Origin of the sequence: Kitasatospora sp. NBC_00039, assembly GCF_045160625.1 — a bacterium.
In the GTDB taxonomy this organism is placed as follows: Bacteria; Actinomycetota; Actinomycetes; order Streptomycetales; family Streptomycetaceae; genus Kitasatospora.
Genome location: NZ_CP108289.1, coordinates 3,496,863 through 3,512,833, shown reverse-complemented (window position 1 = coordinate 3,512,833; position 15,971 = coordinate 3,496,863). Strand labels below are relative to the sequence as shown.

General features: G+C 73.2%; 14 protein-coding genes and 1 riboswitch. Of the genes, 8 read left to right on the top strand and 6 right to left on the bottom strand.

Features of this window, described 5'->3' with window-relative positions; genetic code table 11:
• Window positions 1-12 precede the first annotated feature (12 nt).
• Both aroA and OG286_RS15450 read right to left on the bottom strand, forming a co-directional pair.
• Complete coding sequence (gene aroA, locus OG286_RS15455) at window positions 13-1,344, bottom strand: 3-phosphoshikimate 1-carboxyvinyltransferase (RefSeq protein ID WP_396320753.1); 1,332 nt, start codon at window positions 1,342-1,344, stop codon at window positions 13-15.
• A gap of 84 nt (window positions 1,345-1,428) precedes the next feature.
• Window positions 1,429-2,145, bottom strand: coding sequence for a M50 family metallopeptidase (locus OG286_RS15450; protein ID WP_396320754.1), 717 nt, complete (start codon window positions 2,143-2,145; stop codon window positions 1,429-1,431).
• Between the two features lie 154 nt (window positions 2,146-2,299).
• On the opposite strand from OG286_RS15450, the gene OG286_RS15445 reads away from it, so the two are divergent.
• The 8 genes from OG286_RS15445 to def all read left to right on the top strand — a co-directional run bounded on the left by OG286_RS15445 (window position 2,300) and on the right by def (window position 10,298).
• Window positions 2,300-3,052, top strand: coding sequence for an SOS response-associated peptidase (locus OG286_RS15445; RefSeq protein WP_396320755.1), 753 nt, complete (start codon window positions 2,300-2,302; stop codon window positions 3,050-3,052).
• A gap of 22 nt (window positions 3,053-3,074) precedes the next feature.
• The gene (locus OG286_RS15440) at window positions 3,075-3,710 is read left to right on the top strand and encodes an alpha/beta family hydrolase (RefSeq protein WP_396320756.1); all 636 of its coding nucleotides are present in this window, start codon (window positions 3,075-3,077) and stop codon (window positions 3,708-3,710) included.
• Window positions 3,711-4,012: 302 nt separating this feature from the next.
• Window positions 4,013-4,756, top strand: a complete 744-nt coding sequence (locus OG286_RS15435) for a sigma-70 family RNA polymerase sigma factor (protein ID WP_374105976.1) — start codon at window positions 4,013-4,015, stop codon at window positions 4,754-4,756.
• Window positions 4,753-5,157, top strand: coding sequence for a mycothiol system anti-sigma-R factor (gene rsrA / locus OG286_RS15430; protein WP_405361299.1), 405 nt, complete (start codon window positions 4,753-4,755; stop codon window positions 5,155-5,157). Before OG286_RS15435 ends, rsrA begins: the two co-directional genes overlap by 4 nt.
• Before the next feature lie 341 nt (window positions 5,158-5,498).
• A complete protein-coding gene (locus tag OG286_RS15425; RefSeq protein WP_396320758.1) occupies window positions 5,499-6,896 on the top strand; it encodes an HD-GYP domain-containing protein in 1,398 nt (465 codons plus the stop codon).
• Window positions 6,897-7,000: 104 nt separating this feature from the next.
• Window positions 7,001-8,305: an HD-GYP domain-containing protein gene (locus OG286_RS15420; protein WP_405361301.1), complete on the top strand. Its 1,305-nt coding sequence runs from the start codon at window positions 7,001-7,003 to the stop codon at window positions 8,303-8,305.
• 305 nt (window positions 8,306-8,610) lie between these two features.
• Window positions 8,611-9,600 carry a tetratricopeptide repeat protein gene (locus OG286_RS15415; RefSeq protein ID WP_396320760.1) on the top strand — a complete coding sequence of 330 codons (990 nt, stop codon included), beginning with the start codon at window positions 8,611-8,613 and terminating at the stop codon, window positions 9,598-9,600.
• 62 nt (window positions 9,601-9,662) lie between these two features.
• Window positions 9,663-10,298 carry a peptide deformylase gene (def, locus tag OG286_RS15410; RefSeq protein ID WP_396320761.1) on the top strand — a complete coding sequence of 212 codons (636 nt, stop codon included), beginning with the start codon at window positions 9,663-9,665 and terminating at the stop codon, window positions 10,296-10,298.
• A 51-nt stretch (window positions 10,299-10,349) separates the two neighbouring features.
• Here the strand turns inward: def and OG286_RS15405 are convergent, their stop codons facing one another.
• The 4 genes from OG286_RS15405 to OG286_RS15390 all read right to left on the bottom strand — a co-directional run bounded on the left by OG286_RS15405 (window position 10,350) and on the right by OG286_RS15390 (window position 15,635).
• Complete coding sequence (locus OG286_RS15405) at window positions 10,350-11,408, bottom strand: ferritin-like protein (RefSeq protein ID WP_396320762.1); 1,059 nt, start codon at window positions 11,406-11,408, stop codon at window positions 10,350-10,352.
• A gap of 170 nt (window positions 11,409-11,578) precedes the next feature.
• Window positions 11,579-12,100, bottom strand: a complete 522-nt coding sequence (locus OG286_RS15400; RefSeq protein WP_396320763.1) for a hypothetical protein — start codon at window positions 12,098-12,100, stop codon at window positions 11,579-11,581.
• A gap of 98 nt (window positions 12,101-12,198) precedes the next feature.
• Window positions 12,199-13,194: a ribonucleotide-diphosphate reductase subunit beta gene (locus OG286_RS15395; RefSeq protein WP_396320954.1), complete on the bottom strand. Its 996-nt coding sequence runs from the start codon at window positions 13,192-13,194 to the stop codon at window positions 12,199-12,201.
• A gap of 20 nt (window positions 13,195-13,214) precedes the next feature.
• A complete protein-coding gene (locus OG286_RS15390) occupies window positions 13,215-15,635 on the bottom strand; it encodes a ribonucleoside-diphosphate reductase subunit alpha (RefSeq protein WP_405363793.1) in 2,421 nt (806 codons plus the stop codon).
• Window positions 15,636-15,845: 210 nt separating this feature from the next.
• Window positions 15,846-15,923, bottom strand: a riboswitch (cobalamin riboswitch).
• Window positions 15,924-15,971: the final 48 nt, after the last annotated feature.

The window sequence follows — 15,971 nt, the reverse complement described above, 5'->3', positions numbered from 1 at the left end:
CCAGTCTCCCGCTCAGCCGCCCGCCACTGTCCCGGTGAGCAGCTCGTCCCACATCTTCGGGAAGTCCGGCAGGGTCTTGGCCGTGGTGGCCACGTTCTCCACCTGGACGCCCTCGACGGCGAGGCCGATCACCGCGGCTGCGGTGGCCAGGCGGTGGTCCTCGTAGGTGTGGAAGATGCCGCCGTGCAGCTTGCGGGGGCGGATCCGCAGGCCGTCCTCGGTCTCGGTGACGTCGCCGCCGAGGTCGTTGATCTCCTTGGCGAGCGCGGCCAGCCGGTCGGTCTCGTGCAGCCGCAGGTGGGCGATGCCGTAGAGGTGGGACTCGGTGTCGGCGAGGGCCGCGACGGCCGCGATCACCGGGGTCAGCTCGCCGACGTCGTGCAGGTCGGCCTCGATGCCGTGGATCCGGCCGGTGCCGGTGAACTGCAGGCCCTCGTCGGTGAACTCGCAGACGCCGCCCATCTGCGTGTAGATGTCGCGCAGCTGGTCGCCGGGCTGGGTGGTGTGCTTCGGCCAGTCGCGGACGGCGACCCGGCCGCCGGTGACCAGCGCGGCGGCGAAGAACGGCGCAGCGTTGGAGAGGTCCGGCTCGACCACCATGTCGCGGCCGATCAGGGCGCCGGGGGTGACCCGCCAGACGTCCTTCTCGCCGCCGTCCTCGGGGGCGTCGACCTGGGCGCCGGCCAGCCGCAGCATCTCGACCGTCATTCGGATGTGCGGCAGCGAGGGCACCGGGCCGCCGACGTGGCGGACCTCCACACCCTGGTTGTAGCGGGCGCCGGACAGCAGCAGGGCGGAGACGAACTGGGAGGAGGACGAGGCGTCCAGCTCCACCGGGCCGCCGTCCAGCGCGCCGGTGCCGTGCACGGTGAGCGGGAAGGCGCCGCGGCCGCCGTCGTCGATCCGGGCGCCGAGCGCGCGCAGGGCGTTGATCACGCCGTGCTGCGGGCGCTCGTAGCTGCGCGGGTCGCCGTCGAAGTGGACCGGGCCGTCGGCGAGGACGGCCAGCGGGGGCAGGAAGCGCATGACCGTTCCGGCGTTGCCGACGTCCACCGAGGCCGGGCCGCGCAGCGCGGGCGCGGGGATGACCCGCCAGGCCTCGCCGCCGCCGGTGCCGCCGGCGTCGTTGTTGACCTGCTCCTCGATGCCGACACCGAGGGCGCGCAGGCCGTCGGCCATCAGCTGGGAGTCGCGGCTGCGCAGCGGGCGCCGCACCCAGCCGGGCTCGTCGGCGAGCGCCGCCAGCACCAGGGCCCGGTTGGTGACCGACTTGGAGCCGGGGATGGTGACGGTGGCGTCAACAGGGGTGGTCGCGACGGGGGCGGGCCACAGGGTCTCGGTCATGGGGCAAGTTTAGGGGCCGTGCGGGAACTGTCCGCGCGGCGGCCGGATGGCGGGACGGTGACTCGCCCGCTCGCCTCCGGGCGGTCAGCCCGTGGGCAGCAGCCAGCTCGCGCCGAGGGCCAGGCAGGCCAGGGCGGTGACCAGGAAGAGGGTGATCCAGGCGAGGCCGGGGACGCCGGTGAGCCGGGCCAGCTGGTCGGCGTCGGAGTCGCGGGCCTGGCCGCGCCGGCGCTGGTGCTGCAGCTCCAGGACCGGCCGGACCGCGCCGAGCAGCAGGAACCAGGTGCCGAGGTAGGCGAAGCCGGCCTGTACCCCGGCGGTGCCGAACCAGGAGACCAGGAAGAACGCGGCGCCGGCCAGCAGGACGCTGAGGAAGCCGAAGGCGTTGCGGATCCGGACCAGCAGGGCCAGCAGCAGTGCGATGGCCAGCCAGAGCAGCAGGGTGATCCGGTCGGTGGCGAGCAGTGCGGCGCAGCCGAGGCCGAGCAGGGCCGGGGTGGTGTAGCCGGCGGCGGCGGTGAGCACCATGCCCGGGCCGGTGGGGCGGCCGTAGGAGAGGGTGAGGCCGGAGGTGTCGGAGTGCAGCCGGATGCCGGCCAGCTTGCGATTTGTGGCGAGCGCGGCCAGGCCGTGTCCGCCCTCGTGGGCGATGGTCACGGCGTTGCGGGCGATCCGCCAGAGCGGGCGGACGGTGACCAGGAGCAGGGCGGCGGCGCCGGCGGCCAGGGCGAGCCAGCCGGGCGGGCCCGGCTGGGTGCCGGTGACGCGGTCCCACACCTCGCCGATGTTCTGTACGTCCATGTCCCTCTCCGCCTCCGTCCGGCCGTGCCCGGGCCGGCCGCGTCGCGGTCGCCGGGGGTGGCAGCCTCCCATGCGGGGACGGCCGGGCGGGAGGCCGCGGTTCGCTCCGTTGGATGAGGAAGTGGTGAGAACGGGGGCATGGCAAGCTGACGGCATGTGCGGTCGCTTCGCCTCCAGCAGCAAGCCCGAGGACCTTCTGGAGCTCTTCGGCGTCCGGCAGTGGGACCCGGCCGAGACGCTGGCCCCCAGCTGGAACGTCGCTCCCACCGGGAGCGCCTTCGTGGTGCTGGACCGGGTGCCCAAGGGGGAGGCGGCGCCGGTGCGGCAGCTTCGGGTGCTGCGCTGGGGCCTGGTGCCGGCCTGGGCGAAGTCGCCGGAGACGGCGGTGAAGATGATCAACGCCCGCTCGGACACGGTGCACGAGAAGCCCTCGTACCGGCAGGCCTTCGCGTCCCGGCGGTGCATCCTGCCGGTCGACGGCTACTACGAGTGGCAGACGCTGCCCGGCGAGCGCGGCAAGCCGAAGAAGAAGCCCTTCTTCGTCTCCCGGGCGGACGGTGCTCCGCTGGCGCTGGCCGGGCTGTACGAGTTCTGGCGCAACCGGACGGTGCCCGCCGGCCACCCGGAGGCCTGGCTGGTGACCTTCACGATCGTCACCACCGAGGCCGAGGAGCTGCTCGCCCCGATCCACGAGCGGATGCCGCTCTTCCTGGAGCGGGCGTCCTTCGACGACTGGCTGGACCCGGGGCTCAGTGACCCGGACGAGCTGCGCCGGCTGCTGATACCCCCGCGGCCCGGCGCCCTGCTGGCCACCCCGGTCTCACCGGCGGTCGGCAGCATCCGCAACAACGGCCCCGAGCTGACCCGGCCGTGGGACGAGCCCGAGTACGAGACCACGCTGTTCTGAACTCCCCTGGAGCACCTGCACGATGACCACCGAACTCGTCCCGACGCCCGCCGGGGACGCCCGGATCACCTGGCACCGCGCGGCCGCCCCGAGGGCGGTGGTGGCGCTCGGGCACGGCGCCGGCGGGGGGATCGGGGCGCGCGACCTGGTGGCGCTGGCCGCCGCGCTGCCGGCCCGGGGGATCACCGTGGCGCTGGTCGAGCAGCCCTGGCGGGTGGCCGGGAAGCGCCTCGGGCCCGCGCCGAAGACGCTGGACGCGGCCTGGACCCCGGTCGCCGGACTGCTGGCCGGCCACGGGGTGCCGCTGGTGGTCGGCGGGCGCAGCGCCGGGGCCCGGGTGGCCTGCCGGACGGGCGCGGCGACCGGCGCGGCCGGGGTGGTGGCGCTGGCCTTCCCGCTGCATCCGCCGGGCAGGCCGGAGAAGAGCCGGGCGGAGGAGCTGCTGGAGTCCGGGCTGCCGACGCTGGTGGTGCAGGGAGCGGCGGATCCGTTCGGCGGCCCGGACGAGTTCCCGGAGCTGCCGGCGGGGCACACGCTGGTGCCGCTGCCGTACGGGAACCACGGCTTCGACGTGCCGAAGCGGGCGCCGGTGGGGCAGGACGAGGTGCTGGATCTGATCACCGGGGCGGTCGGCGACTGGGTGCTCGGGCTGGTCTAGCCGCACCGCCGGGCAGCGCGGACGGGCCGGTGCCGCGCCCTCACCCGTGCGGGTGAAAAGCCGCCGGAGGGCGGGAATGCGGGCGCTGTCGCCGTGGTTGACACCCCTGTCAGCTTGAGTCCGGGTGGAAGGCAGCACAGATGGGTTCGATCGCGTGCCCCGAGCGGCCGGAGGAGCGCGAGGCCGCCGCGGCCTTCGCCCCTGCGTGGTCCGACTGGATTGTCGCGGGCGAGAAGCCCGTCAGCCCGATATCCTCCATTTCGGGGCGGCCCGCGGTGGGTCGCGCCCGCCATGGCGAGGAGGTGGGTCCGGTCGTCGGGACCGAGCACGAGGCCGAGCCGGGCCGGGGCCCGGAGGAGAGCCTGCCCGCGGGGGAGGCGCTCACCGGTGAGGAGCTGGCCGAGGCGATCGGTGAGGACACCTTCCGGGTGTCGGCGGAGGAGAGCGAGGAGGCCCGGCGGGAGCGCTTCGAGCGCGACGCCCTGGGCTACCTGGATCCGATGTACTCGGCGGCGCTGCGGATGACCCGCAACCCGGCCGATGCGGAGGACCTCCTCCAGGAGGCGTTCGCGAAGGCGTACGCGTCCTTCCACCAGTTCCGTGAGGGCACCAACCTCAAGGCCTGGCTGTACCGCATCCTCACCAACACGTTCATCAACTCGTACCGCAAGAAGCAGCGGGAGCCCCAGCGCACCGCCGCCGAGGAGATCGAGGACTGGCAGCTGGCCCGGGCCGAGTCGCACATGTCGACCGGTCTGCGCTCGGCGGAGACCCAGGCGCTCGACCACCTCCCGGACAGCGACGTGAAGGACGCCCTCCAGGCCATCCCGGAGGAATTCCGCATCGCCGTCTATCTCGCGGACGTAGAGGGCTTTGCGTACAAGGAGATCGCGGACATCATGGGTACTCCCATCGGTACGGTGATGTCCCGACTGCACCGCGGCCGCCGGCAGCTGCGCGGCATGTTGGAGGACTACGCCCGTGAGCGCGGGCTGGTCCCGGCCGGCAGCGGGGCAGGGCAGGAAGCGAAGGGCTCGGGTTCATGAGTTGCGGCGATCCGCACGACACCGAGTGTGGCGAGGTCCTCGACCACCTCTATGAATTCCTCGACAACGAGATGGCCGAGGGTGACTACGCCAAGTTGCGCGTGCACTTCGAGGAGTGCTCGCCGTGCCTGGAGAAGTACGGGCTCGAGCAGGCCATCAAGGCGCTGATCAAGCGCTGCTGCGGGTGCGACGACACCCCGGCCGACCTCCGCGGCAAGGTGCTGGCCAGGATCGACTCGATCCGGGCCGGGCAGCGGTCCGGAGAGGCGGTCGTCGCCGTCGACCCCACGGTCGAGGCGCACGGCGAGGCCGGGCAGGGCCGGAAGGCCCCGGCCGAGGAGACCGCCGAGCCGGCGGCCAGGCCGGGCACCCCGGTCGAGGCGGGCGCTCCGGCGGAGTGAGCGGGCCCGCCCGTCGTACGGCGGACGGTTCACCTGGGGACCAGACGGCCCCCGGAGCACGTGCTCCGGGGGCCGCCCCCTTTCTGCTTGCGTGCGCCGTCACTCGTTCGAGTGAGTTGGCGGTGCGCCAACTGCGGCATTCCGCGATCATGCGTCGCTGCGCCGGAACGGCGGCCTATCCTCCTGACGGACACTCACCGCCGGTTGCCCCGGCGCGCTGAGCGCAGAGCGGGCCAGGACGCGGGGAGGTCGAGATCGCTACCGACAGTGGAGACGCGGACCTGCCCCCGGGCGCGGCGCGCTACCTGGCGGCCGTCCCCCTGGCGGCGGTCTGCTGCCTGTTGCCGCTGCTGGCCGCACCGCTCCCGCCGGGTGTGCCGCGCTGGCTCGGCGCACCCGTCGACTGGCCCAAGGTCGGGCTGCTGGCCTTCCTGCACGGGTGCTGGGAGTCGCTCGCCCAGGGGCTGCCCACGCCCTGCCTGAGGCTGGTCCGCACCCTGCTGCGCCGGCCGCTGCCCGACCGGGCCCCGGCCCGGTCGTGCGCCAACGCCTTCTTCCCGGTGCTGTTCGCCGGGGTGCTGATGCTGCCGCCGGCCGCCGCCGCGCTGGTCGCGGTGATGCCCTCGCTGCTCGGCCCCGTCGAACCGGACGGCCGGCGGCGGCAGTGCTGGAACGGTTCCCAGCTCGCACTCTCCGCCTTCGCCTCCTCGGTGGTCTTCCACCTGCTAGCCGGGCCGCAACTGCTGCTCGGCTCCCGGTTCCCGGCCGCGCTGCTGCCCGGATTCGCCGCGCTCGCCGTGTTCTGCCTGGTCAACGGCGTGCTGGTGGGCGGCATGCTGGTCCTGGCCGAGGGCCGGCAGCCGGCCGTGCTGCTGCGCGGCCCGGCCGCCGCGATCGGACTGCCGGTGCTGGTGCACGCGGCCGGCGGGCTGATGGTCGCGGTGCTCTGGCAGGGCCCCTACGGGGCCTTCGCGGCGCTGCTGGCACTGCTGCCGCTCTCCATCTCGGCCTGGGTGTTCGCCCAGGGCCACCGCGAGCGGGACGCCCACCAGGCCACCGTCCAGGCGCTGGTCCAGGCCGTCGAGATCAAGGACGCCTACACCCGCGGGCACAGCGAACGGGTCGGCAGGGCCGCGGTGCTGATCGCCGATCAGCTCGGCATGGAGCCCGAGCGGCTGCGCACCCTGCGGTTCGCGGGCATCCTGCACGACGTCGGCAAGCTCGGGGTCGCCACCGAACTGTTGCGCAGAAACGGTCCCCTCACCGAGGTCGAGCGGCGGGCCGTCGAGGTGCACCCGGTGCACGGGTACGAGCTGGTCCGCGGGATCGCCTTCCTCGGGGAGGCGCACGCGGGGATCCTGCACCACCACGAGCGGATGGACGGCCGGGGCTACCCGAGCGGGCTGGTGGGCGAGCAGATCCCCGAGTTCGCCCGGATCATCTCCGTCGCCGACGCCTTCGACTCGATGACCTCCACCCGCTCCTACCGCCGCGGCCGGCCGGTCGCCGAGGCGATGGCCGAGCTGGAGCGCTGTTCGGGCAGCCAGTTCGACCCGGTGATGGTCCGGGCGCTGGTCGACGCGCTCTCGGTGCACGACTGGCAGCCGGTGCTGCCGCCGCCCGGCGACTGCATCCGGGCGGTGCCGGACATCCCGCTCGGCGTCCCCGAGCCGGCCCGGGCGGCCCCGCGGCGGGTGCCCGTCCAGGGCGGCACCGTGCCGACGGCCGGTCCGTCGTGATCGCGGCGACCGGCGGCGCGCGGCCGCACCGGCGGGCTCACCGGAGAGAGCCGGGCGGGCCCCGGCTGCTGCGGCCCGGCGGGCCCCGCCCGGGGGCGGGGGCGGTGCACGGGGGCACGCTGGCGGTGTACGGCGGGGCGCTCGCGCTGCTGGCCCTGGCGTTCGCGGCGGTGGCGATGCGCGGGATCGCCGAGCCCGGGGTGGCCGTGGCCTTCACGGTGCTGATCGCGCTCGGCGAGTGCGTCCGGATCACCCTTCCGGGCGACCGCGAGCAGGCGCCGATCGGGGCGGCCGGCGCGCTCGCGTACGCGCTGCTCGGGCCGCTGCGCGGGCTGCCGACCGCGCACGGGGTGCTCCAGGTGGTCGCGGTGACCGGGGTCGGACTGCTGCTCGCGCTGCTGCCGGCCGTCGTCCTGCCGCACGGTGCCCGGCGGCACCGGCACCGGCACGCGCCGTGGCGGGACCGGGCGCGGCGCGACGGCGCCGCCCGGCGGCTGCTCGGCGCGGGCTTCGCGGCCGCGATCTTCCAGCCCCTCTACAACAGCGGACTGGTGGACCGGATCTCGGCGGACGGCCCCGCGTACGGGGTGTTCCTGACCCTGGTGGCCGCGCTGGCCGCGCTCTGGGACGCCACCCTGGCGGCGGTGCTGCGGCGGGACCGGAGTGCGCTGCGGTTCCCGGCGGCGCTGGAGGACGAGCTGCGGTCGCTGTTCGGGATCGGCACCGCGATCACCGCCACCGGGCTGCTGGTCAGCCTGGCCGCGGGCGAGGTCGGGCTCTGGGCACTGCCGCTGTTCTGCACGCCGCTGCTGCTGGCCCAGGTCTCGTTCCGGCGGGCCGCCGCCGTCCGGGCCACCACCGGGCAGACCATCGCCAGCCTGGCCCGGGCCACCGAGGTGGCCGGCTACACCCCGCCCGGCCACGCCCGGCGGGTCGCCGACACGGCGTGCGCCGTCGGGCGCGAGCTGGGGTTGGGCACCCGTGAGCTCGCCCTGCTGGAGTACGCGGCGCTGATGCACGACGTCGGCCAGCTGTCGCTGGTCGAGCCGGTGCCGGACGGGGCGACGGCGCTGTTGCCGGAGGAGGAGCAGCAGCGGATCGCCCGGCTGGGGAGCGAGGTGATCCGGCGGACGGGGGTGCCGCGGCAGGTGGCCGAGCAGGTCGCCCGGCTGGCGGATCCGTGGTGCGGGCGGCCGGAGGGCGGGTCGGACGGAGGTGCGCAGGAGGTGCCGTTGGCGGCGCGGATCATCCGGGTGGCCAACGCGCACGACGACCTGCTGACGGCGGCGCGGGGGCGCGGGCTGGGGGAGGCGGTGGGGCGGCTGGAGGTGCTGGAGGTGCTGCGGCTGGGGCGGGGGCGGGTCTACGACGCCCGGGTGGTCGACGCGTTGGTCCGGGTCCGGGGATAGGGCCCCGGGGCGCCCGCGCACGCGTTGGTCCGGCGCCTCGGGGCGGGGCCCCGGGGCGCCCGCGCGGAGCAGTGTGCGGGGAATGCGCGGGAGAGTGCGGCCCGCTGGGGTTGAGGCGGGGCGGTGGGGCGGGCAGGCTGGGTAGGGGCGGGCCGGTGGCGGGGGCAACCGCGGGCGGTGGGGAGCGCGGGCGGTGGCGGGCGTGGTTGGATGCGGTCGTAGCGTGGAACACCGACCCGGGGCACCGGGCCCGTGACGCGGGAGCGGATGCGGGACTTGAGCGGACGACGACGGCAGGGACGAACGTGAGGATCTTCCACCGGGCACGGCACCGGCCGTCCGCCACCTGGCGGCAGACGACCGACCGGGCTTTCACGCTGATCGGCGACGGCCGGTACGAGGACGCGGGTGCCCTGCTGGTGATGGCGGCCGATCTGGAGCCCTGGCTGTCCGACTCGTGGTTCAACCTGGCGCTGCTGCACAAGTTCCGGCGGGACTGGGAGCAGGCGCGGGCTGCCGGGCTGCGCGCGGTGGCGCTGCTGGACCGTGAGCACGGCGCCCCCGACTGGTGGAACCTGGGGATCACCGCGACGGCGTTGCAGGACTGGGCGCTGGCCCGGCGGGCCTGGCAGGCGTACGGGCTGCGGCTGCCGGGCGGGCCCGGGGCGCAGCCGGACGGTCCGGTGAGCCTTGACCTGGGGACGACCCCGGTGCGGCTGTCGCCGGACGGCGAGTCCGAGGTGGTCTGGGGCCGCCGGCTGGACCCGGCCCGGATCGAGGTGCTGTCGATCCCGCTGCCGTCGTCCGGACGCCGCTGGGGCGAGGTGGTGCTGCACGACGGCGCCCCGCACGGTGAGCGGGTGACCGACGGCGTGGCGTACCCGGTGTTCGACGAGATCGAGCTGTGGGCGCCGTCCCCGGTGCCGACGTACGTGGTGCTGCTGCAGGCCGCCACGGCGGCGGACCGGGACGCGCTGGAGCGGCTGGTCGCGGAGGCGGGGTACGCGGCGGAGGACTGGACGGCCTCGGTGCGGCTGCTCTGCCGGGCCTGTTCGGAGAGCCGGATGGCCTCGGACGACGGGCACACCGCCCACCACGATCCGCACGACGACGGGGACGCGGCCCACCCGGGGCACCTGAGCCATCTGAGTCAGGGCGCGGGCGGCATGTCCTGGCTGGTGGAACGGGAGTGCGGGATCGCGGCCCCGGCCGGTCTGGTGCGGACGCTGCTGGACCGCTGGGTGGCGGCCGCGCCGGGAACGCGGGCGTACCGGGATCTCGAAGAGGTCTGCTGAGCGGGCCCCGTACCCTTGATCGGTACGGCCAGACAGTCCACGGAAGCGGAAGATAAGCAGCGATGGCGGAGCAGCACGACCACGAGCACGAGCACGACCACGAGGCGGAGGCGGCCCAGCCGGTGAAGGTGGTCGGTGAGCAGCCGGACCTCTCGAAGGGCACGGCGCGCCCGATCACCGTGTACGGCAACCCGGTGCTGCACCGGGAGGTCAAGGACGTCACCGCGTTCGACGGTGAGCTCTCGGCGCTGATCGACGACATGTTCCAGTCGATGTACGCGGCCGAGGGCGTGGGCCTGGCCGCGAACCAGATCGGCGTGGACCTCAAGGTGTTCGTCTACGACTGCCCGGACGACGAGGGCGTGCGCCACATCGGCCACGTCATCAACCCGGTACTGGAGGAGCTGCCGGCCGGCAGCAAGCGCGTGCTGGACGACGGCAACGAGGGCTGCCTCTCGGTGCCGACGGCGTACGCCGAGCTGCCCCGGCCGGACTACGCCGCGGTGACCGGCCAGGACAAGGACGGCAACCCGATCCGGGTCGAGGGCACCGGCTTCTTCGCCCGCTGCCTCCAGCACGAGACGGACCACCTGTACGGGTTCCTCTACATCGACAAGCTGTCGAAGCGGGACCGCAAGGACGCGCTGCGGCAGATGGCCGAGGGCACCCCGCGCTACGCGACGGTGCCGAACGCCTGACGGCGTGACGAAAGGGCCGGTGCGCGCGCACCGGCCCTTTCGCGTGGGTGCCTACTGCTGGACGAACAGCCACTCCGGGCCGTAGGTGAAGCGGGGGTCGAGGGGCAGCTTGACGGCGTTGATCTGCTGGGCGGTGTGGCGCATGGAGCCCATCAGCCCGATGGCCGGGAAGATGTCCGCCCCGCCGGGGCCCCAGGCGTCTTCGAGGGCGTGCAGCATGGCGCTGTACTGCTGGTTGAAGGTCCGGAGGAGCTCGGCGGTGGTCGCGTCGGGCTCGTTGCCGGGGGAGTTGGCCCACCCGCCCGCGGGGACCCGGGCGACCGGGGAGGTGTCCGGCAGCGGGACGTCGGCGCCGGTGAAGTCGAACTTCTGCGTCTGCTCGTCGAGGACGAGCTTCTTGCCGACGGCGATCTCCTTGAAGGCGTAGTAGTGGGCGAGTTCGCCCGAGGCGCCGGGGAAGGGGTTGTCCGGGGAGACGTCGGTCCCCTCGCCCTGGGTCTGGATGATGTGGATGGCGTTCAGCACGTCGTCGATGGTGTTCATCGCGACGATGTCGTTGCCGGCGCCGTGGCCCGACCCGAGCGGGAAGGTCACCTGCCGCTGACCGGTCAGCAGGTGGGCGAACGTGGGGAAGACGTTGGCGATCCGCTGGTAGAAGGCGCCGATCGTGTTGCCGTCGACGGCGAAGGCGAGCGGGTGCTCGGGCTTCTCGATCTCGGAGAAGAGGCCGGCCGACTCTCGGGTCAGCCCGCTGAGGAAGACCTCCAGCCCGGGGTTGACGCCGCCGGGCAGCTGACCCGGGTACTTCGGCACGGTGGCGGGGTCGGTGAGGACGACGGTGCCGCCGATGCTGGTGAGCATGTTGCAGACGAGGCCGAAGTGCGACATCTCGTCGAAGACGATCTCGCGGATGGTGTGGCGGACCGGCTTGCTGTTGTCCGGGTCGGTGATCGACCAGAGCGCGGTGGCGTACGGCGGGATCGTGGAGAGCTCCAGCATGATGGCCCGCTGGAGGGCGTCCTTGAGCTCCTGCTCGGTCCAGTCGTCCTCCGCCATGTTCATGAGCTGGACGATGGCGTCGCTCTGGTAGTCGAGGATTCCGGTCGTCACGGTGGGCCCCTTTCGTTCGGCTGTGGCGGACCGTACTCGGGGTCGGATCGTGCACCGACGCATGTCGTCGGTGTGGCCCGGGAGTTCATTCGGACGGGCGCCGTGCGGAGTCGTGGCCGCCCCGCCCGGCGTGAGCGCCGGGCGGGGCACTTCTATGGGCGCGTGGATCGTCAGTTGGGGCCGGAGTTGTCGACCCAGAAGAGGAGGATCCCCAGCAGCGCGCCCGGGGCGCCGGCGCCGAAGCCGAACACCATGGCCTGGCCGATCGCGACATCGGTGGGATCGACGCCCTGGGACCACGTGACCCGGGCGTCCAGGCCGGGGATCGAACGGCCGGGGGAGTACGAGCGCAGGGTGCCGCGTGCGTGGGCGATGAGCACCCCGTTGCGCCGCAACTCGGCCCGACGCAGCGCGGTCGGCCTCAACTCGTAGCTGCGGTCCCCCAGCAGAGCGGTGCGGGTGCGTGACCTGCGCCGGGGATCCCAGCCGCCGCGGCTGTTCCGGTTCGTCGGCACGTGGTGCCCGTTGACGTTCATGCTGCCGTGGTCGCGGTCGGGCACCACGGTGACGGCGGGAATCCCCACCCCGTGCACGCGTGCGACGACGGACGGCCAGCGGTCGTAGTTGATCTGTATCGGCCCGAAGGGGCCGTCGGCCACACGCTGTTGCGACAGGGAAACCTTGCGGGACATGCCTGGGCTACTCCTGGACACCGGGGATCCGACAGCGGAGCTGCCGTGGGGAGGACGCCTCCCTACGGCAGCTCCGCTGCTCACTGAACGATGTTGCTCTAGAAGTCGTCGTCGAAGGCGACCGAGCCCTCGACGGCGACCTGGTACGCCGAGACCCGGCGCTCGAAGAAGTTGGTCAGCTCCTGGACGTTCTGGAGCTCCATGAAGCCGAACGGGTTGGTCGACCCGTAGCGGATCGGCAGGCCGAGGCGGGCGAGGCGCTGGTCGGCCACGGCCTGGAGGTACTCGCGCATCGAGGCCGTGTTCATGCCGGGCAGGCCCTCACCGCACAGGTCCTGGGCGAACTGGAGCTCGGCCTCGACGGCCTCCTCCAGCATCTCGGTGACCTGCTTGGCCATCTCGTCGTCGAAGAGGTCGGGCTCCTCCTCGCGGACGGTGTCCACCACGGAGAACGCGAAGTCCATGTGCATGGACTCGTCGCGGAACACCCAGTTCGTCCCCGTCGCCAGGCCGTGGAGCAGGCCGCGCGAGCGGAACCAGTACACGTACGCGAAGGCGCCGTAGAAGAACAGGCCCTCGACGCAGGCCGCGAAGCAGATCAGGTTCAGGAGGAACGCGCGGCGGTCGTCCTTGGTCTGCAGCGAGTCGATGTGGTCGACCGCGTTCATGTACTTGAAGCAGAACTGGGCCTTCTGGTGGATGGAGGGGATGTTCTCCACCGCGGCGAAGGCCGCGTTGCGGTCCTCCGGGTCCGGAAGGTAGGTGTCCAGCAGCGTCAGGTAGAACTGGACGTGCACGGCCTCCTCGAACAGCTGGCGCGACAGGTACAGCCGCGCCTCCGGGGAGTTGATGTGCTTGTAGAGGCTCAGCACCACGTTGTTCGCGACGATCGAGTCACCGGTGGCGAAGAAGGCGACCAGCCGGCCGATCATGTGCCGCTCGCCCTCGCTCAGCTTGGCGAGGTCGGCGACGTCGGAGTGCAGGTCCACCTCCTCGACGGTCCAGGTGTTCTTGATCGCGTCCCGGTACCGGTCGTAGAACGACGGGTAGCGCATCGGACGCAGGGTCAGCTCGAAGCCGGGGTCGAGCAGCATCTTCTCGCGGTCGGGGGTGCTCACTGGCAGGCCTCGCAGGACTCGGGGTTCTCCAGGGAGCAGGCCAGCGCGGCCTCCTCCTCCGGGGTGAGGGTCGGGGCGCCCACGGTGACCGGGCCGGCCGGCACCGGGGCGGCGGCGCGGGCGGCGCCGGAGGCGGCCTGGGCGATCCGGGTCGCCGGGCGCGAGCGCAGGTAGTAGGTGGTCTTCAGGCCGACCTTCCAGGCGTACGCGTACATCGAGCTGAGCTTGCCGATGGTGGGCGCGGCCATGAAGAGGTTCAGCGACTGGCTCTGGTCGAGGTACGGCATGCGGGCCGCGGCCAGGTCGATCAGCGCGCGCTGGGGCAGCTCCCAGGCCGTCCGGTAGAGCGAACGGACCTCGGCGGGCAGCCAGTTGAGCTCCTGGACGGAGCCGTTGGCGTCGCGCAGCGCGTCCCGGGTCTGCTGGTCCCAGACGCCGAGCTCCTTGAGCTCGCGCACCAGGTACGGGTTGACCTGGAGGAACTCGCCGGAGAGGGTCTCGCGCTTGAAGAGGTTGGAGACCTGCGGCTCGATGCACTCGTAGACGCCGGCGATCGAGGCGATCGTGGCGGTCGGCGCGATGGCGAGCAGCAGCGAGTTGCGCAGGCCGGTCTCGGCGATCCGCACGCGCAGCTCGGCCCAGCGGCCGGCCCACTCGGGCGCGGCGCTCGGGAAGTGGTCGATGTGCAGCTCGCCGCGGGCGGCACGGGTCTCGCCGTACGCCTCGTGGCGGCCCAGCTGCTCGGCCAGGTCGGCGGAGCGCTCGTACGCGGTGAGCATGATGCGCTCGGCGATCAGCGTGGAGAGCTGCTTGGCCTCGGCCGAGTCGAAGTCCAGACGGAGCTGGAAGAAGACGTCCTGCAGGCCCATCACGCCGAGGCCGACCGGGCGCCAGCGGGAGTTGGAGGCACCGGCCTCGGGGGTCGGGTAGAAGTTGATGTCCACCACGCGGTCGAGGAAGGTGACGGCGGTGCGGACGGTCGCGTCCAGCCGGTCCCAGTCCATCGCGTTCAGCAGGTCGGCGGCGGTGGCGCCGGCGGCGACGTGGGCGCCGAGGTTGACCGAGCCGAGGTTGCAGACGGCGGTCTCGGAGTCGTCCGTGACCTCCAGGATCTCGGTGCAGAGGTTGGAGCTGTGCACCGTGCGGCCGGGCAGCGCGGTCTGGTTGGCGGCGCGGTTGGAGGCGTCCTTGAAGGTCATCCAGCCGTTGCCGGTCTGCGCCAGGGTGCGCATCATCCGGGCGTAGAGGGTCTGCGCGGGGATGGTGCGGACGGCCTTGCCGGCCAGCTCGGCCTTGCGGTACGCCTCGTCGAAGTCGGCGCCCCAGAGGTCGACCAGCTCGGGCACGTCGGCCGGGGAGAACAGCGACCAGTCCTCGTTGGCGTTGACCCGGCGCATGAACTCGTCCGGGATCCAGTGCGCCAGGTTGAGGTTGTGGGTGCGCCGCGCCTCCTCGCCGGTGTTGTCGCGAAGCTCCAGGAACTCCTCGATGTCCGCGTGCCAGGTCTCCAGGTAGACGCAGGCCGCGCCCTTGCGGCGGCCGCCCTGGTTGACGGCGGCGACCGAGGAGTCGAGGGTGCGCAGGAACGGGACGATGCCGTTGGACTTGCCGTTGGTGCCCCGGATCAGGCTGCCGCGCGAACGGATCCGCGAGTAGGAGAGGCCGATGCCGCCGGCGTGCTTGGAGAGACGGGCGATCTGCGCGTACCGGGAGTAGATCGAGTCCAGGTTGTCCAGCGGCGAGTCGAGCAGGTAGCAGCTCGACATCTGCGGGTGCCGGGTGCCGGAGTTGAAGAGGGTCGGCGAGGAGGTCAGGTACTCCAGCCGGCTCATCAGGCCGTACAGCTCCGCGACCTCGCGCACCGACTGCTCGTTGTCGCCGACCGCCAGGCCGCAGGCGACGCGGAGCAGGAAGTGCTGCGGGGTCTCGACGACCTTGCGGGTGATCGGGTGGCGCAGCAGGTAGCGGGACTGCACGGTGCGCAGGCCGAAGTACTCGAAGCGGTCGTCGCCCCGGGCGTCGATCAGCGCGTCGAGCGCGGCGGCGTGCTTGGCGACGAAGCCGGCGGTGACGTCGCCGATCAGGCCCTCGGCGTGGCCGACGGCGATCGAGGCGGAGAAGGAGACCGAGCCCTGCGAGACCGCCTCGTCGACGATCTCCAGCGCGAGCAGGCGGGCCGCCAGCTTCGAGTACTGGGGGTCCTCGGCGATCATCGACGCTGCGGCGTCCACGGCCAGCCCGCGCAGCTCGGCGAAGTCCGAGCCGGCGTGGCGGCCGCGCAGCGCCGCGGCGGCGACATGGCCGGGGTCCACCTGGGGAAGGTCGACGCTGCGGTCGGTCAGCAGCCGGAGCAGCGCACCGCCGGGGTCGGAGACCGTCGGGTCGACGGGGGCTGAGCTGGACCCCTGGGCGGGCAGGGTGACTGAGGCAGCGGTGGTCAAGGCGCTCTCTCCTGGCGGCGATCGGCGGCTGTTGATCGGGGGCACCGGGCCGTTGGGGCAGGGGAGCACGGCGCGACGGCCGGACGGCGTCGCGCGACGGTGTCATCCCCGGCCCGCCCGCGAGGCCCGGAAGTACTTCGTGTGCTGGAGGCCTCTGCGGGGAGGCCGGGCGGCACGCCGTCGGCAGGTACTCGGACTCGCGGGCTCTGGTCGGAGCCGCCCGCACACCGCTGCGGGGCAGTCCCGGATTCGCACCGGGTTCCCCTGCGTCGACAGCAGGGATGAGCATACATCTAGTGGCGGTCGAGTATC